This window comes from Azotobacter chroococcum (assembly GCF_002220155.1).
Classification (GTDB): Bacteria; Pseudomonadota; Gammaproteobacteria; order Pseudomonadales; family Pseudomonadaceae; genus Azotobacter; species Azotobacter chroococcum.
The window spans coordinates 4127733-4146981 of the sequence record NZ_CP011835.1 but is presented as its reverse complement, the minus strand read 5'-3'; the positions used below and the strand labels follow the sequence as shown (position 1 = coordinate 4146981).

The following is a 19249-nucleotide window of genomic DNA, read 5'->3' as shown; positions in this document are numbered from 1 at the left end:
GTCCCTCCGCGGTGCGTGCGAAGCTGATAAACTCCGCCGCCATCATGATCCGAATCCAGCATCTTACCCTGCAACGTGGTCCGCAGCGTCTGCTCGAGGACGCCGAACTGACCCTGCACACCGGCCAGAAGGTCGGTCTCATCGGCGCCAATGGCGCCGGAAAATCCACCCTGTTCGCCCTGCTGCGCGGCGAGCTCTCGCCCGATGCCGGCGACTGCCAGCTGCCGCCGGACTGGCGCATCGCCCACATGCGCCAGGAGGTTGACGACCTCGAGCGCCGGGCGGTCGACTATGTGCTCGACGGCGACGGCTATCTGCGGCGCATCCAGCGCGAGCTGGCGGCGGCGGAGGCAGCCCACGACGGGGCGGCCATCGCCCGCCTGCACACCGAGCTGGACAACGCCGACGGCTACACGGCCGATGCCCGGGCACGCAAGCTGCTGGCCGGGCTGGGCTTTGCCACCGAGCAGATGGAGCGCCGGGTCGGCGACTTCTCCGGCGGCTGGCGGATGCGCCTGAACCTGGCGCAGGCGCTGATGTGCCCCTCCGAGCTGCTGCTGCTCGACGAACCGACCAACCACCTCGACCTCGACGCCATCCTCTGGCTGGAGGAGTGGTTGAAGGGCTATCCCGGCACCCTGCTGCTGATCTCCCACGACCGCGACTTCCTCGACGCCGTGGTCGACCACGTGGTGCACCTGGAACAGCGCAAGCTGACCCTCTACCGCGGCGGCTACTCGGCCTTCGAGCGCACCCGTGCCGAGCGCCTGGCGCAGCAGCAGCAGGCCTACGAGAAGCAGCAGGCGCAGCGCGCCCACATGGAGAGCTTCATCCGCCGCTTCAAGGCCCAGGCAACCAAGGCGCGCCAGGCGCAGAGCCGCATCAAGGCGCTCGAGCGGCTGGAGGAGCTGGCCCCGGCGCATGTGGACTCGCCCTTCGATTTCCGTTTCCGCGAGGCCGACAAGGTTTCCAGCCCGCTGCTCGACCTCGCCGAAGGCCGCCTCGGCTACGGCGACAAGGCCGTGCTGGAGAAGGTCAAGCTGCAGCTGGTGCCCGGCGCGCGGATCGGCCTGCTCGGCCCCAACGGCGCCGGTAAGTCGACCCTGATCAAGGCCCTCGCCGGCGAGCTTGAGCCGCTCGGGGGACGACTCGCCCGTGGCGAGAACCTGGTGGTCGGCTACTTCGCCCAGCACCAGCTGGATGCGCTGGACGCCCAGGCCAGCCCGCTGCTGCATCTGCAGCGCATCGCCCCGGGCGAGCGCGAGCAGACCCTGCGGGATTTTCTCGGCGGCTTCGACTTTCGTGGTAATCGTTGCGACGAGCCGGTGGGCAATTTTTCCGGCGGCGAGAAGGCCCGCCTGGCCCTGGCGCTGATCGCCTGGGGCAAGCCCAATCTCCTGCTGCTCGACGAGCCGACCAACCACCTCGACCTGGAGATGCGCCTGGCCCTGACCCTGGCCCTGCAGGATTTCGAGGGCGCGGTGCTGGTGGTCTCCCACGACCGCCATCTGCTGAAGAGCACCACCGACGAGTTCCTGCTGGTCGCCGACGGCCGCGTACAGGGCTTCGACGGCGATCTCGAGGATTACGCCCGCTGGCTGGTGGACTATCGTGCCCGCCAGGCGCCGGCTGCCGAAGCGGCGGCCAACGGGGACAAGACCGACAAGCGCGCCCAGCGTCAGGCCGCCGCCGCCCTGCGCCAGCAGCTGGCGCCGCACAAGCGCCAGGCGGACAAGCTGGAGCAGGAGCTGGGCCGCGTGCAGGAAAAGCTCGCCGCCCTGGAGATCCGGCTTGGCGACGCCGCACTTTACGAGGCTGCGCGCAAGGACGAGCTGCGCGAGCTGCTGGCCGAGCAGGCGGCGCTCAAGGGCCGCGAGGGCGAGCTTGAAGAGGCCTGGCTGGAGGCTCTGGAAACCCTGGAGGCCCTGCAGGCCCAGCTGGAGGTCGGCGCCTGAGCGCAGGCTGCGATATGAGCCAGACTTTCCGCAACCATCCCCGCAGCGAGAGGTAGCCTCAAATGGAGTGGCTCAGCAACCCGGAGATCTGGGTCGCCTTCTTCACCCTGACCGCCCTGGAAATCGTCCTCGGCATCGACAACATCATCTTCATCTCGATTCTGGTCGGCCGCTTGCCGAAGGAGCAGCAGCCAAAGGCGCGCTTCTTCGGCCTGGCGCTGGCCATGGGTACGCGCATCCTGCTGCTGCTGTCGATCGCCTGGGTGATGCGCCTGACCGCCGACCTGTTCAGCGTGCTCGGCCAGGGCGTGTCCGGCCGTGACCTGATCCTGTTCTTCGGCGGCCTGTTCCTGCTGTTCAAGAGCACCCTGGAAATCTGGCACAGCGTCGAGGGCGAGGAGGAGGCCGGCCACGAAGGCGGCGCCAGGAAGGCCGGCTTCATGGGCGTGATCCTGCAGATCGCGGTGATCGACATCATCTTCTCGCTGGACTCGGTGATCACCGCGGTCGGCCTGGTGCAGAACGTGCCGGTGATGATCGCCGCGATCGTCATCGCCGTGCTGGTGATGATGATGGCCGCCGGCACCATCAGCGAGTTCATCGAGAAGCACCCGTCGCTGAAGATCCTCGCCCTGTCGTTCCTCATCGTGGTCGGCACCCTGCTGGTCGCCGAGTCCTTCGAGGTGCACGTGCCCAAGGGCTACGTCTACTTCGCCATGGCTTTCTCCCTGGCCGTCGAGGCGCTCAACATCCGCGTGCGTACCGCGATGAAGCGCAAGCTCAGCGAGCCGGTGAAGCTGCACAAGGATCTGCCGGACTGAGTCCGGCTGCGTGCCGCGGGTGCGCAGGTGTGCTGCGCTGTCCTGCCTGATCGACTGCAGTACCGCCGGCCCGGATGGGCCGGCGTCGTTTCCAACCTTTCCTGCCGGAGAGTCCGCCCGTGGCCCTGGAAACCTGGCTTGCCTACTTTGCCGCCTGCTGGGTGATCAGCCTGTCGCCCGGTGCCGGCGCCATCGCCTCGATGTCCAGTGGTCTGAATCACGGCTTTCGCCGTGGCTACTGGAACGCCGTCGGCCTGCAGCTGGCGCTGGCGGTGCAGATCGCCGTCGTCGCCGCCGGGCTCGGCGCGTTGCTGGCGACCTCGGAGCTGGCCTTCGGCCTGATCAAGTGGTTCGGCGTGGCCTATCTGGCGTATCTGGGCTGGCGGCAGTGGCAGGCACCGGTCGACGAACTGGCCGCCGAGCGTGCCCCGCGCCGGCCGGAGCGGCCGCTCGCCCTGATGCTGCGCGGCTTTTTGGTCAACGCCGGCAACCCCAAGGCGATCGTCTTCATCCTTGCCGTATTGCCGCAGTTTCTCGATCCGGCGCGGCCGCTCCTGGTGCAGTACCTGGTGATGGCGGCAACCATGATCGGCGTCGACCTGCTGGTCATGGCCGGCTATACCGGGCTGGCGGCAAGAGTCCTGCGTCTGCTGCGCTCGCCGCGCCAGCAGCGCCTGCTCAACCGGACCTTCGCTGGCTTTTTCGTCGCTGCCGCCGGGCTCCTGGCACTGGTGCGTCGCACTCCGGGCTGAGGTGCTTGCGGCAAATTGCCGCGCCAGTCATCGGGATCGGTGCTTGAGGGAAAACGTTAGGAGGGTAACAATTCGTGCGGATTCATTCTCATTTGGATTTGCCATGTTTATCCGCAAGCGTTTTCTGAGCTGGCTGCTGCTGCCGTTGCTGGCGCTGAGTTGCCTGATCGCCCAGGCCGAGCCTCAGGGCATGGCCCGCGCCCTGCATCTGCTCGGCTATCTGGGCGCCGACTACCCGGCCACCGTGGCCGACGGACAGGTAATCGACAGCAGCGAGTATGAGGAGCAGCTGGAGTTCCAGGGCGTCCTGCAGGAGCTGGTCGCCGCCCTGCCGGAACGCAGTGGCAAGGACAAGCTGATGCAGGGCGTCGCCGAGCTGGGCGAGAACATCCGCCAGCGCCGCGAGGGTACCCTGGTGGCCGTCCAGGCGCGCCAGCTGGCCGCCGCCCTGGCCGAGACCTATCAGGTCAGCCTGGTCCCGCGGATCACCCCCGACCCGGCGCGGGCCGCGCCCCTCTATGCCCAGTACTGCAGCGCCTGCCACGGGGCCGAGGGTGCCGGCGACGGCCCGGCCGGAGCCGGACTGCAGCCGCCGCCGTCCAACCTGCGCGATGCGACGCGGATGGACCGCCTGAGCCTGCACGATCAGTTCAACACCATCACCCTCGGCGTCGAGGGCACCGGCATGACCGGCTACGCCGCCCAGCTGGACGAGCGCCAGCGCTGGGACCTGGCCAGTTATGTCGCCGGCTTCAGCGCCGCCCCGGGAGCGACCGGGCCGTCCTTCAGCCTGGCGCAACTGGTCGGCCTGACTCCCGAGCAGGTGGCGGCGGAGCAGGGGGCCGAGGCCGTCGCGGCCTTCCGTGCCCAGCGCGCGCAGCCGCCGTTCCCGCAGCGCAGCGCGCAGCAGCTGATCGACTCGGCCCGCGACACCCTCAACCAGAGCCTGGCGGAATACCGCGTCGGTCACCGGCAGGAGGCCTACGACCTGTCGGTGACCGCCTATCTGGAGGGCTTCGAGCTGGTCGAGGACGCCCTGAACAACCTTGATCCGGAGCAGCGCAAGGCCACCGAGCGGGTGCTCCTGAGCTACCGCCAGGGTTTGCAGGACTCCCTGCCCCTCGAAGCCATGGAGCAACGCCTGGAGGCCGCCCAGGACGAGCTGGTGGAGAGTGCCGTGTTGCTCGCCGGCGGCGGCATGTCGGGTTCGCTGACCTTCCTGTCCAGCCTGCTGATCCTGCTGCGCGAGGGCCTGGAGGCGATCCTGGTGCTGGCGGCGATCGTCGCCTACCTGCGCAACACCGGTCAGCAGCAGGCGCTGCGCAGCGTGCATGTCGGCTGGGGGCTGGCCCTGCTGGCCGGCGTCGCGACCTGGGCGCTGGCAGCCTACGTGATCGACGTCAGCGGCGCCCAGCGCGAATTGCTGGAGGGCTCCACCGCCCTGTTCGCCAGTGTGGTGCTGCTCTGGGTCGGCGTGTGGATGCATGACCGTCGTCATGTGGCGAGCTGGCAGGATTACATCCAGAACAGCCTGGTCGGTGGCGGTGGACGCCTGGGCTTCGCCGTGCTGGCGTTCTTCGCCATCTACCGCGAGCTGTTCGAGGTCATCCTGTTCTACCAGACCCTCTGGCTGCAGGCCGGGCCTGCCGGCCACGGCATGGTCCTGGCCGGCGCCGGTTGCGGCCTGGCGCTGCTCGTCGCGCTGGCCTGGGTGATCCTGCGCGGCTCGCGCCGGCTGCCGCTGTCGCTCTTCTTCGGCATCAACGCGGCGCTGCTCTGCCTGCTCTCGGTGGTGTTCGCCGGACATGGCATCGCCGCGCTGCAGGAGGCGGGCGTGCTGGATCTGCATCCGGTGGCCTTCTTCGAGCTCGAGTGGCTGGGCATCCATGCCGACGCCCTGACGCTGACGGCCCAGGCGCTGGTCGTGGCGGTCATTGCCGCGCTCTACGGGCGCAGCTGGCTGGCCGGGCGGCGGCGCACGGCGGCATAGACTGCAGCCTGTTCGGAAAAAGGGCGGCCCTCGGGTCGCCCTTTCCGTTTGCGGCCCCGGCGCGGCCAGGTGGAGCGCGACAGGCGGGCAAGAGAGCCGCCGGGCAGTGTCCGGTCGGCTCGAACTATCGTTTGCGCCATACTGTCGCTTTTGCACGGGGGAGCCGAGACGTGCGTGTGTGGATCGATGCCGATGCCTGTCCGCGGGCGGCCAAGGATCTGGTGATCAAGTTTGCCCTGAAGCGCAATTTCGAGGTGCTGCTGGTAGCCGGCCAGAGTCAGGTCAGGCCGGCGTTCGCCTGCGTGCGGCTGATCGTGGTGCCGAGCGGCCCGGATGCGGCCGACGACTATCTGGTGGAGCATGCCGCGCCGGGCGAGCTGGTGATCTGCAGCGACATCCCGCTGGCCGACCGCCTGTTCAAGAAGGGCGTGGCTGCGCTGGACCCGCGCGGGCGCGAGTTCGACGAGCGCAACATGGGCGAGCGCCTGGCGCTGCGCAACCTGCTCAGCGACCTGCGCGACCAGGGCCAGATGGGCGGCGGTCAGCCGCCCTACGGCGAGCGCGAACGACAGGCGTTCGCCAACGCCCTGGATCGCCTGCTGGTGCGCCTGGGCCGCTGAGCCGGCGGCGCACCGCCGGCGTCGTTCAGGTCAGCTCGAGGACGCGATCGACCAGCTTGTTGATGCCGCCGGCGGTTTCGCCGATCGACTTGGCGAGCATGTAGGCGGGGGTGGTGACCAGCTTGCGCTCGGTGTCGACGACGATCTCGTCCACCGCACAGATCTCATGCCGGGCGCCCATCTTGGTCAGGGTGGCCGCGGTGTCCGGATCGCTGCCGATGGTGCAGACCACGCCGGGACCGTAGATCCTGGCCGCCAGCGCCGGCGCGATGCAGATCAGTCCCACCGGCTTGCCGGCCCGGGCGAAGGCCTGGGCGAAGGCCAGCACGTCGGGCTGTACCGTGCAGTTGGCGCCGCTCACCGCGAAGTCGGAAAGATTCTTCGCCGCGCCGAAACCGCCGGGCAGGATCAGCGCATCGAAGTTCTCGACCCGGCCCTCGCGAACGTCCTTGATGTTGCCGCGGGCCAGGCGTGCCGCCTCCACCAGCACGTTGCGGCTTTCCTGCATTTCCTCGCCGCGATAGTGATCGATCACCTGCATCTGTGGAACGTTCGGCGCGAAGCACTGTACCTGGGCACCGCGCTGGTCGAGGCGCAGCAGGGTGAGCACGCTCTCGTAGATTTCCGAGCCGTCGTAGACGCCGCAGCCGGAGAGGATGACGGCAACTTTCTTGTTCATGGAAGCCTCCTGGAGTGGGCCGGGCACCTCCGCTTGCGGCGGATTCCGGCTGGTCTGGTGAAAGGGCGCTGCGCATCCGGAATGGACGAGAAGCGGTGGGCCAATCCTAGCCGCTCGTCGCGTCGGGCGACATGCCGGCAACATGGCCAGGCTGCTTCAAGCCTTGCCGACGACGCCATGGCAGGCCTTCCCGCGCAATCCCGGGCGAAGTGCTGGCTCTCGGCGGCGCGGCTGGCGACAATGGGAATCCGGGGCGACGAGCGACTATCGCTGGAGTCCCGGTCGTCATATTTCGGTCATCTGGTCGGCTTATAACTGTCACATTGCGCCCGCCTGCCCGGGTCCTGGAGTCCGCCGTGAGCTTTACCCCCGCCAATCGTCTGTTTCCCGCCACCCGCCTGCGCCGCAACCGTCGCGACGAGTTTTCCCGCCGGCTGGTGCGCGAGAATGTGCTCACCACCAACGATCTGATCCTGCCGGTGTTCGTGCTCGATGGCGAGAACCGCCGCGAGTCGGTGCCCTCGATGCCGGGCGTCGAGCGCCTGAGCATCGACCTGCTGCTCGAGGAGGCGGCGGCGTGCGTGGCCCTGGGCATTCCGGCGCTGGCGCTGTTCCCGGTGACTCCGCCGGAGAAGAAGTCGCTGGATGCCGCCGAGGCCTGGAATCCCGAGGGCATCGCCCAGCGAGCCACCCGTGCCCTGCGCCAGCGTTTTCCGGAGCTGGGGATCATCACCGACGTGGCCCTGGATCCCTTCACCACCCATGGCCAGGATGGCATCCTCGACGAGCATGGCTACGTACAGAACGACGTCACCGTCGATGCGCTGGTCAGGCAGGCGCTCTCCCATGCCGAGGCCGGCGCCCAGGTGGTGGCGCCTTCGGACATGATGGACGGACGCATCCAGGCGATCCGCGAGGCGCTGGAGCTGGCCGGGTACTCGAACGTGCGCATCATGGCCTACTCGGCCAAGTACGCCAGCGCCTATTACGGCCCGTTCCGCGATGCCGTGGGCTCGGCCGGCAACCTCGGCAAGGGCAGCAAGAACACCTACCAGATGGATCCGGCCAACGGCGACGAGGCCCTGCACGAGGTGGCTCTGGACCTGGCCGAAGGCGCCGACATGGTGATGGTCAAGCCGGGCATGCCCTATCTGGATGTGGTCCGCCGGGTGAAGGACGAATTCCGCGTGCCGACTTTCGTCTACCAGGTCAGTGGCGAGTACGCCATGCACATGGCGGCGATCCAGAACGGCTGGCTGGGCGAGGCGGTGATCCTCGAGTCTTTGGTCGCCTTCAAGCGTGCCGGGGCCGATGGCATCCTCACCTACTTCGCCAGGCGCGCGGCAGAACTGCTAAAACAAGGCCATTAACTGCTCCGGGAAGCTCAGATGAACACTGAAGGTCTCAACGACAACGCCTTGCTCGAAGCCGAACCGGCACAAGAACCGCTCGCCGAACTCGAGGAGGCGGAGCTCGAACAGGAAGCGGCACCCGTCCTGGGTGAGCCGGTCCCCGAGGCTCTGCCTGCGGCGGTGCCGAGTCTGGACGATACCTGCCTGTACATCCATCGCGAGCTGTCTCTGTTGCAGTTCAATGCCCGCGTGCTGGCGCAGGCGCTGGACGAGTCCTATCCGCTGCTCGAGCGGCTGAAGTTCCTGCTGATCTTCTCCGGCAACCTCGACGAGTTCTTCCAGATCCGTGTCGCCGGCCTGAAGAAGCAGGTCGCCTTCGCCCGCGAACTGGCCGGCGCCGACGGCCTGCAGCCGCATCAGGCGCTGCCCTGGATCAGCGAGCAGGTGCACGAGTTGGTGGCCCGCCAGTACGCCATCCTCAACGAGGTGCTGCTGCCCGAGCTGGCCCGCCACCAGATCAACTTCATCCGCCGCCGGAACTGGACGCCCAAGGTCAAGGCCTGGGTGCGTCGCTACTTCCGCGAGGAGATCGCGCCGATCATGACGCCGATCGGCCTCGACCCGACTCACCCCTTCCCGCTGCTGGTGAACAAGAGCCTGAACTTCATCGTCGAGTTGGAGGGGCTGGATGCCTTCGGTCGCGATTCCGGTCTGGCCATACTGCCGGCGCCGCGCCTGCTGCCGCGGGTGATCCGCATTCCGGAAGAGGTGGGCGGTCCCGGCGACAACTTCGTGTTCCTTTCCTCGATGATCCATGCCCATGCCGACGACCTGTTCCAGGGCATGAAGGTCAAGGGCTGCTACCAGTTCCGCCTGACCCGCAACGCCGATCTGTCGGTGGACGAGGATGTCGAGGATCTGGCCCGCGCCCTGCGCGGCGAGCTGTATTCCCGGCGCTTCGGCGATGCGGTGCGGCTGGAGGTGGTGGATACCTGCCCGCAGCACCTGACCGGCTATCTGCTCAAGCAGTTTGGCCTGTCCGAGGCGGAAATGTACCGGGTCGACGGGCCGGTCAACCTGACCCGCCTGTTCAGCATCACCGGCCTGGACAGCCACCCGGAACTGCAGCACGCCCCCTTCACTCCGGTGATTCCCAAGGCGCTGCAGAACAGCGAGAACATGTTCAACGTGATCGGCAAGCAGGACATGCTGCTGCTGCATCCGTTCGAGTCCTTCACGCCGGTAGTCGATCTGTTGCGCCAGGCGGCCAAGGACCCCCACGTACTGGCGATCAAGCAGACGCTGTACCGCTCCGGGGCCAACTCGGAGATCGTCGATGCCCTGGTGGAGGCGGCGCGCAACGGCAAGGAGGTCACCGCGGTGGTCGAGCTGCGCGCGCGCTTCGACGAGGAGTCCAACCTGCAGCTGGCCAGCCGCCTGCAGCAGGCCGGCGCGGTGGTCATCTACGGGGTGGTCGGGTTCAAGACCCACGCCAAGATGATGCTGATCCTGCGTCGCGAGAACGGCGAGCTGCGCCGCTACGCGCACCTCGGGACCGGCAACTACCATGCCGGCAACGCCCGGCTGTACACCGACTACAGCCTGCTGACCGCCGACCTGGCGCTCTGCGAAGACGTCTCCAAGCTGTTCAACCAGTTGATCGGCATGGGCAAGACCCTGCGCATGAAGAAGCTGCTGCATGCGCCCTTCACCCTGAAGAAGGCTCTGCTCGACATGATCGCCCGGGAGACCCAGCATGCCAGCGAGGGCCGGCCGGCGCACATCATCATCAAGATCAACTCGCTGACCGATGCGAAGATGATCCGGGCGTTGTACAAGGCCAGTCAGACCGGGGTGCGGGTCGACCTGATCGTGCGCGGCATGTGCTGCCTGCGCCCGGGCATCCTGGGCGTCTCGCACAACATCCAGGTACGCTCGATCATCGGCCGCTTCCTCGAGCACACGCGGGTGTTCTACTTCCTCAACGACGGCGAGGAAAAGCTCTACCTGTCCAGTGCCGACTGGATGGAGCGCAACCTCGATCGGCGGGTCGAGACCTGCTTCCCGGTGGAGGGCAAGAAACTGATGCTGCGGGTGAAGAAGGAGCTGGAGGCCTACCTCGGCGACAACACCCAGAGTTGGCAGCTGCAGCCGGACGGCAGCTATCTGCGCAACAGTCCGAGCGGCAACCAGAATCCGCGCAACGCCCAGACGATGCTGCTGGAGAAGCTGAGCAATCCCATGCTCGGTACGCGCTAAAACGCGGCGGGGCCGCCAGCACGGCGGCCCCGCCAGTGCTTCAGCACACCCGGATGTTGTAACCGACTCGCGCCAGCCACTCGGCTTCCTGTTCGAAGTCGGCCTGGGTCAGCGGGTTGGCGTTCAGCCAGCCGTCGGGGAAGGTCAGTTCCAGCTCGCGCTCGCCGGCGCGGAACTGCACCCTGGGCATCTCCTGGGTGCCACGGATGTGGTGGAAGAGGATCGCGACGCGCAGCAGGATGCACAGTCGCACCAGTTTGTCGCCATCGTCGCTGCCGAATTCGCTGAACTTGTCCCGGGGGAGGTTGCGCCGATGGCCGCGGACCAGCAGGGCGAGCATCTGTTGGTCCTTGCGGGAGAAGCCAGCCAGGTCGGAATGCTCGATCAGGTAGGCGCCGTGCTTGTGGTAGTGGTAGTGGGCGATGTCCAGGCCGATCTCGTGCACCCGCGCCGCCCAGCTCAGCAGTTCGCGATGGCTTTCGTCCTCCAGACCCCAGGCGGCGGCGACCTGCTCGAGTGCCGAGAGCGCCTTGGCCTCGACCCGCGAAGCCTGTTCCACGTCGACGTGATAGCGCTCCATCAGCGAGCCGAGGGTGCGTTCGCGGACGTCCTCGTGGTGGTGACGGCCGAGCAGGTCGTAGAGCACGCCTTCGCGCAGGGCGCCATCCGAGTAGGTCATCGTCTGCAGCTGCAGGGCGTCGAACAGCGCCTCCAGGACCGCCAGGCCGGCGGGGAAGATGGCCCGGCGATCCGGCTTGATGCCGTCCATGTCCAGCTTGTCCACGTCGCCGAGCTTGAACAGCTTGCGCTTCAGCCAGGCGATGCCTTCGGCGGTCACTTCGCCGTTGCTGTAGCCGCCACTCTGGATCGCCTGGCCAACCGCGCGGATGGTTCCCGAGGAGCCCACCGCCTCCTGCCAGCCGAGGCGTTGCAGGGCGTTCTCGATGGCCATCAGCTCCAGGCGCGCGGCGGTATAGGCCTGGGCGTAGCGGGCCGGGGTGATCTTGCCGTCGGCGAAGTGGTTGCGGGTGTAGCTGACGCTGCCCATCTGCAGGCTTTCGCGCAGCAGCGGTTCGAAGTTCTCGCCGATGATGAATTCCGTGCTGCCACCGCCGATGTCCACGACCAGGCGCTTGCCGGCCGCGCTCGGCAGGGTGTGGGAGACGCCGAGGTAGATCAGGCGCGCCTCCTCGCGGCCGGAGATCACTTCCACCGGGTGGCCGAGGACCTCGTTGGCGCGACGGATGAATTCGTTGCGGTTGCGCGCTTCGCGCAGGGCATTGGTGGCGACGATGCGCACCACTCCCTTGGGCAGGCCGTTGATCAGCTGGGCGAAGCGGCGCAGGCAGTCGAGCCCGCGTTGCATGGCCTCCTCGCTGAGCTGGTGCTGGTCGTCGAGGCCTGCCCCCAGCTGGACTTTCTCGCCCAGGCGTTCGAGCGGGCGGATCTCGGTCCGGTCGGCCTTGGCCAGCACCATGTGGAAGCTGTTGGAGCCAAGGTCGATGGCGGCAATCAGGGGGAAGCTCTCGGCTTGGATTTTTGGCATGTCAGGTGTCTCGATGGCAGAACCGCGCCGTCCGGCCACGGGAGAGCAGCAGTTGTACCAGTTTACGGATCAAGGGTCCAAAGCAGCTTGTGCGATAAACGGTCCATTATAAGGCTTGGCTACGGTCGGGACGATGCGCCCGAATGTCTCCGGGCGGAGGCCTCCAGGGCGATGGGCAGCCGGGCTCGGACCGGGGGAGGATCCCCCGCTTTCTTTTTCGCATGCCGGAGGGCCTGGGGCGGGGCAGGGCGGCGTGCTCGCCTTCCTGTGCCGGCCAATGCGGGCTATCATGTTCGGAAATTTGTGCTTCCGACCACGGAGATTTTCCATGAGCGAACTCATCACCAATGTCAGCGACGCCAGCTTCGAGCAGGATGTGCTTCAGGCCGAGGGGCCGGTGCTTGTCGACTACTGGGCCGAATGGTGCGGACCATGCAAGATGATCGCCCCGGTGCTCAGCGAAATTGCCAAGGATTACGAGGGCAAACTGAAGGTCTGCAAGCTGAACATCGATGAAAACCAGGGAACTCCGGCGAAATACGGCGTGCGTGGCATTCCGACCCTGATGCTGTTCAAGGGCGGCAACGTCGAGGCAACCAAGGTTGGCGCCCTGTCCAAGTCGCAGCTGGCCGCCTTTCTCGACAGCAATATCTGAGTTTGCCTGCCAAGCGCATCCTTCGCTCCCGGGCAGGTTGAAAGCATGCAAGCCGGGACTGGCTGGTCCCGTGGTCTCGAGCCCGGCGAGCTGCGTGTATCGAGAAAGGCCGAGAGCGGCCTGCTCGCCGGGTTCGGGGGTGCGGTTTTTGTCGTGCGAGGCTGGACGCACCTTTTGCAGGGTGTTAGATTCGGCTCTCGCAGCGAATTTACCGCTGTCCTCCGTCAGTCGTCGCCGACGCACCCCTTTAGAATAAGTACAGCGATCCGATCGCCTTCCCTGCGGCGCGGCTATCCCAAGCTCAACGCTTTCTGCCCTCTTATCGTCTTATGAACCTGACCGAACTCAAGCAAAAGCCTATTACCGAACTGCTGGAAATGGCCGAACAGATGGGCCTGGAGAACATGGCCCGTTCGCGTAAGCAGGATGTGATTTTCTCCCTGCTGAAGAAGCATGCGAAAAGCGGCGAGGAAATCTCCGGTGATGGCGTGCTGGAGATTCTTCAGGACGGCTTCGGATTCCTGCGCAGCGCGGACTCCTCCTATCTGGCCGGGCCGGACGACATCTACGTCTCGCCGAGCCAGATCCGCCGCTTCAACCTGCGCACCGGCGATACCATCGTCGGCAAGATTCGCCCGCCGAAGGAGGGCGAACGCTACTTCGCCCTGCTCAAGGTCGACTCGATCAACTTCGACCGGCCGGAAAACGCGAAGAACAAGATTCTCTTCGAGAACCTCACTCCGCTGTTCCCCAACCTCCGTCTCACCATGGAGGCCGGCAACGGCTCCACCGAAGACCTTACCGGCCGCGTGATCGATCTCTGCGCGCCGATCGGCAAGGGGCAGCGCGGTCTGATCGTCGCACCGCCGAAAGCCGGCAAGACGATCATGCTGCAGAACATCGCCAGCAACATCACGCGCAACAATCCCGAGTGTCACCTGATCGTCCTGCTGATCGACGAGCGTCCGGAGGAAGTGACCGAGATGCAGCGCACCGTGCGCGGCGAAGTGGTCGCCTCCACCTTCGACGAGCCGCCGACCCGCCACGTGCAGGTCGCCGAGATGGTCATCGAGAAGGCCAAGCGCCTGGTCGAGCACAAGAAGGACGTGGTGATCCTGCTCGACTCCATCACCCGCCTGGCGCGTGCCTACAACACGGTGATCCCCAGCTCCGGCAAGGTGCTCACCGGTGGTGTCGACGCCCATGCCCTGGAGAAGCCCAAGCGCTTCTTCGGCGCCGCGCGCAACATCGAGGAGGGCGGCAGCCTGACCATCCTCGCCACCGCGCTGGTGGAGACCGGCTCGAAGATGGACGAGGTGATCTACGAGGAATTCAAGGGCACCGGTAACCTGGAGCTGCAGCTGGACCGGCGCATCGCCGAGAAGCGCGTGTTCCCGGCGATCAACATCAACCGCTCCGGCACCCGCCGCGAAGAGCTGCTGACCGGTGAGGAGGAGCTGCAGCGCATGTGGATTCTGCGCAAGATCCTCCATCCCATGGACGAGATCGCCGCCATCGAGTTCCTCCTCGACCGTCTGAAGGACACCAAGACCAACGAGGAATTCTTCCAGTCGATGAAGCGGAAGTAATCCGCCGCGACAAGTCGCAAGCCGCAGGCCGCGAGGTGGCAGGTTGGCGCCGCCACCCTCTGGCCTGAGGCTTGCTGCCCGAGGCTCGCAGCACCCATGAAATACTCCGATCTCCGCGACTTCCTGCGCGCCCTGGAGGCGCGTGGCGAGCTCAAGCGCATCCAGACGCCGGTTTCACCCGTACTGGAAATGACCGAAATCTGCGACCGCACCCTGCGTCGAGGGGGCCCTGCGCTGCTGTTCGAGAAGCCTCAGGGCTTCGACATGCCGGTGCTCGGCAACCTGTTCGGCACGCCGCAGCGCGTGGCGTTCGGCATGGGCGCCGAGGATGTCTCCGAACTGCGCGAGATCGGCCGCCTGCTGGCCTTCCTCAAGGAACCTGAGCCGCCCAAGGGCCTGAAGGATGCCTGGGACAAGCTGCCGCTGTTCCGGAAGGTGGTCAGCATGGCGCCCAAGGTGTTGAAGGACGCGCCCTGCCAGGAGCTGATCCTCGAGGGCGAGGAAGTCGATCTCGGCAAGCTGCCCGTGCAGCACTGCTGGCCGGGCGATGCGGCGCCCCTGATCACCTGGGGCCTGACCATCACCCGCGGGCCGAACAAGGAGCGGCAGAACCTCGGTATCTACCGGCAGCAGGTGATCGGCCGCAACAAGGTGATCATGCGCTGGCTCAGCCATCGTGGCGGCGCACTCGACTATCGCGAGTGGTGCCAGAAGCATCCGGATCGTCCCTACCCGGTGGCGGTGGCCCTGGGCGCCGATCCGGCAACCATCCTCGGTGCGGTCACGCCGGTGCCGGATACCCTGTCCGAATATGCCTTCGCCGGGCTGTTGCGTGGACAGCGCACCGAACTGGTCAAGGCTGTCGGCAGCGACCTGCAGGTGCCGGCCAGTGCGGAAATCGTGCTGGAGGGCCACATCCATCCCGGGGAGATGGCCGACGAAGGTCCTTATGGCGACCATACCGGCTACTACAACGAGGTGGACCGTTTTCCGGTGTTCACCATCGAGCGCATCACCCGGCGCCGTGACGCCATTTACCACAGTACCTATACCGGTCGGCCGCCGGATGAGCCGGCCGTGCTTGGGGTGGCGCTGAACGAAGTGTTCGTGCCGATCCTGCAGAAGCAGTTCCCGGAGATCGTCGATTTCTACCTGCCGCCGGAGGGGTGTTCCTACCGCATGGCGGTGGTGACCATCAAGAAGCAGTATCCCGGTCATGCCAAGCGCGTCATGCTCGGTGTGTGGTCGTTCCTGCGCCAGTTCATGTACACCAAGTTCGTCATCGTCACCGACGACGATATCAATGCCCGCGACTGGAACGACGTGATCTGGGCCATCACCACCCGCATGGATCCCAAGCGCGACACCGTGCTGATCGACAACACGCCGATCGACTACCTCGATTTCGCTTCGCCGATCTCCGGTCTGGGTTCGAAGATGGGCCTGGATGCCACCCACAAGTGGCCGGGCGAGACCAGCCGCGAGTGGGGGCGGGCCATTCGCCAGGACCCGGCGGTGAAGCAGCGTGTCGACGAGCTCTGGCCGCTGCTGGGCATCGACTGAGGCCGCCGGCCGGCGGATCCTTCAGTCTCACCCGTTCGCGGCCCGGGCCGCTCCCCCCGATTGACCCCTTCAGCGGCGGAACATCATGAAAGTGACCCTGCAACCTTCTGGCGCCGAACTCGATGTGAATGTCGGCGAATCCATCCTTGATGCCGCACTGCGGCTCGGCTATGAGTGCCCGCAGGGCTGTCGCAACGGCAACTGCCATGCCTGCGCAGCGCGCCTGGTCGAGGGGCAGATACGCCAGGGCAGCGAGCTGCTCACCCAGGGCGAACTGCTGACCTGCCAGGCCAGGCCGCAGGCGGATTGCGTGCTGCACTGGGATGGTGTGCTGGCACCGGGCGAGCTGCCGGTGCGCGAGCTGAGCTGCCAGCTGGTCGACTGCGAGGCGCTCGGCGGCGACGTGTTCCGCGTGCGCCTACGCGCCCCGGCGGGCAAGCCGCCGCGCTACCACGCCGGACAGTACCTGCAGCTGCAGCGTGAGGACGGCAGTTTCTCCTCCTTTTCCCTGGCTTCGGCGCCCTGCATGGGGCGTGAGCTGGAGCTGCACGTTCTGGCGCGCGAGACATCGGCCCTGGAGTTGCTGGCGTTCATCCGCCGCCAGGGCTTCGCCCGTGTGCGCCTGCCGTTCGGCGATGCCTGTCTGGTCGAGTTGCCGGACGGTCCGCTGGTGCTGATCGCCGCCGGCACCGGCATGGCGCAGATGCAGAGCCTGGTGGAGCATTGTCGGGCGAATGGCGTCACCCGGCCGATCCACCTCTACTGGGGGGCGCGGCGACCAGAGGATTTCTACCGGCTGCCTTATGCGGAAGAGTGGCAGCGCCTGCCCAACCTGCACCTGCACCGAGTGGTCAGCGATCTGTGTGGCTGGGAGGGGCGCTGTGGCCTGCTGCATGAGGCGGTGCGCGAGGACTTCGCCGACCTCCGGGCGTTGCACGTGTATGCCAGCGGCTCGCCGGGTATGGTCTATGCCACCCTGGACGCGCTGCTCGAAGCGGGCATGGAGGCCCGGCAGATGCGCGCCGACGTCTTCGCCTACGCTCCCCGCTCCTGACGACCGCCCGCCGCTCAGCGCAGCGCGAGCACGGCAGCCCATTCGCCGGCCTCCACCGGCATCACCGAGAGCCGGCTGCCCTTCTGCAGTAGTGGTAGCTGCGCCAGCTCGGGAATGCTGCGCAGGCGTGCCAGCCCGATGATGTCGCTGAAGGCCTCGACGAACTCCACATCGACCGCGCTCCATGGGTTCTCCTCTGCGCTGGCCCTGGTGTCGAAGTAGGGGCCGTGCGGGTCGAGGGCGCTGGGGTCGGGATAGGCGGTCCGGACGATCCGGCCGATGCCGGCAATTCCCGGTTGTGGACAGCTGGAGTGGTAGAAGAAGAACAGCTCGTCGGCCTGCATGTTTCGCAGGAAGTTGCGCGCCTGATAATTGCGCACTCCATCCCAACGCGCCTGGCGGAGGCGCTGTAGTGTAGCCGCGGACAGCACGTCGGGTTCGGATTTCATCAGCCAATACGGCATGGGAATCGGCTCCGGATGCCGGTCATCGGGACGTCGGAAAAAGCTTCGATCTTGTTGACGACCGGGGTTTGATTGACGGGTCGAGTTGGCGGAGAATGCCGCCGCTTTTTGGGGGGAGGTGGCTTTTGCAGCCACCATTTTGCTGTTCATCATCGTGCAGTGCCTTGAAGGGGGAGGCAATCGATGAAGCGCAAGCCAGATCTACTGTGGGTTCTCGTCATTCTCTTCGGACTGGGGGTGGTCACCACAGGCTACGCGCAAAGCCACTGGGAGCAAAAGCAGAGCGATCAGTCGCCGAGCCTGTTCCGCAGTCTTTGACCTATTCGCAGGCACCGCAGGGATCGCGGTGCAACTGCCCCCGCCTCATCATCTTCCTGTCGGCCGCATACCAGGCCTTGTCCGTCACCGTGGCCTCCAGTGGCACGTCCCAACTGGCCAGCGCCAGCCGATCGACTTTCTGACATTCGTGGGCCAGGCCCAGCAGCGCAGGCTTGCGGCAGTACTTGTGGCGGGTCCGATAGGCCAGGCTGCGGTCATAGAAGCCGCCACCCATACCCAATCGTCCACCCTCGCAGTCGAAGCCGACCAGGGGCATCAGCAGCAGATCGAGCGTCCAGACCTTGCGCTGCCGGGCGCGGTTCGGCCGTGGCTCGCGGATGCGGAAGCGGTTCAGGTGCAGTGCCTCGCCGGGATGGATGCGCTGGAACACCATGCGCGTCGCCGGCCAGGCGTTGAGCACCGGCAGGTAAGTCGCCTTGCCGCGCCGCTGTGCGGCGTCGAGCAGCAGTCCGGGGTCGATCTCGCCGTCGTTGGGCAGATACAGCGCCACGTGGCGACAGCGGCGGAACAGCGGATGCTGCGCCAGCTGGCGATAGAGCCGGCGGGCGGCCTGGCGCTGGCGTTGAGGAGCGAGCGCGCGCCGCCGCTCGCGGAGCAGGCGGCGCAACTGGGCGCGGGAAAGGCCGGCGGCTTCGATCATGCCGAATGAATGCGTGTCGATAAGGGAGAGACGGCGATCCAGCGGGATTCGCTGCTGCGGCGCGGCAGGCGCAGAAAGTGGGCTCCCCGAAGTGCCGCTGCCGGCTTGACCCTTGAACCCGAAAGTTCAAGGTGGCGACTGACGATGACTTTAAGGCTTTCCGTCAGGCGGACATGCACACGGGTCACACGTACAGCCTCCAGAGTTTTGCGTATCGGGAGAGGGACGTGGCCGACTGGCGTACACACCAGGGAGTGATCGCCAGTATACCCGAATCCAACCGAACTCAAGTCGTCAGCTCATCCGGATTGTTGGTCAGGGCGCGGTCGACCCGCTCCAGCAGGGTGCGGACCTGCTCGCGGGTCGAGCTGGCCTGCAGGTCCAGACGCTCCTGCTTGTGCAGCAGATCGTGGGTGATGTTGAGGGCAGCCATCACCGCGACGCGATCGGCGCCGATAACCTTGCCGCTCGAGCGGATTTCCCGCATTTTCCCATCCAGGTAACGGGCGGCGCTTTCCAGGTTGGCCCGTTCTTCCGGTGGGCAGGCAATGCAGTAGTCCTTGTCGAGAATGTGGACGGTAATGGTGTGCGGCTGGCTCATGAGTCCTGCTCCAGGGCTTTCAGACGTGAAATCATCGATTCGACCTTGTGCCTGGCGATTTCGTTCTTTTCGATGAGGTGGGCGCGTTCCTCTCGCCAGGCCTTTTCATTCGCCAGAAGGAACCGGTTGTGGGCCTTGATCTGCTCGAGGCGCTGGATCAGTAGCTCCAGCTGACGGGTGAGGGCTTGCAGGTCGTCGTCTTCCATGGCGCCTCTTTCTTTGCGAATGAACGGGGCTCGAGACCCCGGCGGCGCGCTTCGATGGTCTTGGTGCATCCGCCGGTGCTAGGATACGCGATCACATTCTAGTCATTTGCTCCCCGTGGCGCCTATAGCTGCCGGCGCTTTCGCAAGGCGCGGCAGACCGGGCG

At 66.3% G+C, this 19249-nt stretch carries 18 protein-coding genes and 1 other RNA gene; 12 read left to right on the top strand and 7 right to left on the bottom strand.

What is annotated here, in order from left to right; genetic code table 11:
• Positions 1–44: 44 nt before the first annotated feature.
• From ACG10_RS19395 to ACG10_RS19375, 5 genes are all read left to right on the top strand, one after another.
• On the top strand, positions 45–1955 hold the full coding sequence (locus ACG10_RS19395; RefSeq protein WP_089169462.1) for an ATP-binding cassette domain-containing protein: 1911 nt from the start codon (positions 45–47) through the stop codon (positions 1953–1955).
• A gap of 62 nt (positions 1956–2017) precedes the next feature.
• The gene (locus ACG10_RS19390; protein ID WP_089169461.1) at positions 2018–2776 is read left to right on the top strand and encodes a TerC family protein; all 759 of its coding nucleotides are present in this window, start codon (positions 2018–2020) and stop codon (positions 2774–2776) included.
• 119 nt (positions 2777–2895) lie between these two features.
• Complete coding sequence (locus tag ACG10_RS19385) at positions 2896–3528, top strand: LysE family transporter (protein WP_089169460.1); 633 nt, start codon at positions 2896–2898, stop codon at positions 3526–3528.
• Between the two features lie 103 nt (positions 3529–3631).
• Complete coding sequence (locus ACG10_RS19380) at positions 3632–5518, top strand: FTR1 family protein (protein WP_089169459.1); 1887 nt, start codon at positions 3632–3634, stop codon at positions 5516–5518.
• Between the two features lie 170 nt (positions 5519–5688).
• Complete coding sequence (locus tag ACG10_RS19375; protein WP_089169458.1) at positions 5689–6138, top strand: YaiI/YqxD family protein; 450 nt, start codon at positions 5689–5691, stop codon at positions 6136–6138.
• A 25-nt stretch (positions 6139–6163) separates the two neighbouring features.
• On the opposite strand, the gene elbB is transcribed toward ACG10_RS19375, so the two are convergent.
• A complete protein-coding gene (gene elbB, locus ACG10_RS19370) occupies positions 6164–6817 on the bottom strand; it encodes an isoprenoid biosynthesis glyoxalase ElbB (RefSeq protein WP_039806452.1) in 654 nt (217 codons plus the stop codon).
• A gap of 356 nt (positions 6818–7173) precedes the next feature.
• Between elbB and hemB the strand changes: the two genes are divergently transcribed.
• Positions 7174–8187 carry a porphobilinogen synthase gene (hemB, locus tag ACG10_RS19365; protein ID WP_089169457.1) on the top strand — a complete coding sequence of 338 codons (1014 nt, stop codon included), beginning with the start codon at positions 7174–7176 and terminating at the stop codon, positions 8185–8187.
• A gap of 18 nt (positions 8188–8205) precedes the next feature.
• Positions 8206–10428: a polyphosphate kinase 1 gene (ppk1, locus tag ACG10_RS19360; RefSeq protein WP_089169456.1), complete on the top strand. Its 2223-nt coding sequence runs from the start codon at positions 8206–8208 to the stop codon at positions 10426–10428.
• 40 nt (positions 10429–10468) lie between these two features.
• Here ppk1 and ppx read toward each other — a convergent pair whose 3' ends face one another.
• A complete protein-coding gene (gene ppx / locus ACG10_RS19355; RefSeq protein WP_089169455.1) occupies positions 10469–11974 on the bottom strand; it encodes an exopolyphosphatase in 1506 nt (501 codons plus the stop codon).
• Between the two features lie 328 nt (positions 11975–12302).
• Between ppx and trxA the strand changes: the two genes are divergently transcribed.
• The 4 genes from trxA (at position 12303) to ACG10_RS19335 (ending at position 16835) form a co-directional block, all read left to right on the top strand.
• A complete protein-coding gene (gene trxA / locus ACG10_RS19350; protein ID WP_039806448.1) occupies positions 12303–12629 on the top strand; it encodes a thioredoxin TrxA in 327 nt (108 codons plus the stop codon).
• Positions 12630–12958: 329 nt separating this feature from the next.
• The gene (gene rho / locus ACG10_RS19345; protein ID WP_089169454.1) at positions 12959–14218 is read left to right on the top strand and encodes a transcription termination factor Rho; all 1260 of its coding nucleotides are present in this window, start codon (positions 12959–12961) and stop codon (positions 14216–14218) included.
• Positions 14219–14314: 96 nt separating this feature from the next.
• Positions 14315–15781 carry a 4-hydroxy-3-polyprenylbenzoate decarboxylase gene (gene ubiD, locus ACG10_RS19340; RefSeq protein WP_089169453.1) on the top strand — a complete coding sequence of 489 codons (1467 nt, stop codon included), beginning with the start codon at positions 14315–14317 and terminating at the stop codon, positions 15779–15781.
• A gap of 85 nt (positions 15782–15866) precedes the next feature.
• The gene (locus ACG10_RS19335; protein ID WP_089169452.1) at positions 15867–16835 is read left to right on the top strand and encodes a CDP-6-deoxy-delta-3,4-glucoseen reductase; all 969 of its coding nucleotides are present in this window, start codon (positions 15867–15869) and stop codon (positions 16833–16835) included.
• A gap of 14 nt (positions 16836–16849) precedes the next feature.
• On the opposite strand, the gene ACG10_RS19330 is transcribed toward ACG10_RS19335, so the two are convergent.
• Positions 16850–17299, bottom strand: a complete 450-nt coding sequence (locus ACG10_RS19330; protein WP_089169451.1) for an EVE domain-containing protein — start codon at positions 17297–17299, stop codon at positions 16850–16852.
• A gap of 183 nt (positions 17300–17482) precedes the next feature.
• Here ACG10_RS19330 and ACG10_RS24780 point away from each other — a divergent pair, with 183 nt between their 5' ends.
• Positions 17483–17617 (top strand): hypothetical protein, encoded by a 135-nt coding sequence (locus ACG10_RS24780; protein WP_264371134.1) that lies wholly within the window; start codon positions 17483–17485, stop codon positions 17615–17617.
• 1 nt (position 17618) lies between these two features.
• On the opposite strand, the gene ACG10_RS19325 is transcribed toward ACG10_RS24780, so the two are convergent.
• The 4 genes from ACG10_RS19325 to ACG10_RS19310 all read right to left on the bottom strand — a co-directional run bounded on the left by ACG10_RS19325 (position 17619) and on the right by ACG10_RS19310 (position 19085).
• Positions 17619–18278: a 5-formyltetrahydrofolate cyclo-ligase gene (locus ACG10_RS19325; protein WP_089169450.1), complete on the bottom strand. Its 660-nt coding sequence runs from the start codon at positions 18276–18278 to the stop codon at positions 17619–17621.
• 79 nt (positions 18279–18357) lie between these two features.
• A non-coding RNA gene (gene ssrS, locus ACG10_RS19320) (6S RNA) lies at positions 18358–18535 on the bottom strand.
• 29 nt (positions 18536–18564) lie between these two features.
• Positions 18565–18879 (bottom strand): cell division protein ZapA, encoded by a 315-nt coding sequence (locus ACG10_RS19315; RefSeq protein WP_039806440.1) that lies wholly within the window; start codon positions 18877–18879, stop codon positions 18565–18567.
• A complete protein-coding gene (locus ACG10_RS19310) occupies positions 18876–19085 on the bottom strand; it encodes a TIGR02449 family protein (RefSeq protein ID WP_039806438.1) in 210 nt (69 codons plus the stop codon). Before ACG10_RS19310 ends, ACG10_RS19315 begins: the two co-directional genes overlap by 4 nt.
• Between the last annotated feature and the right edge of the window lie 164 nt (positions 19086–19249).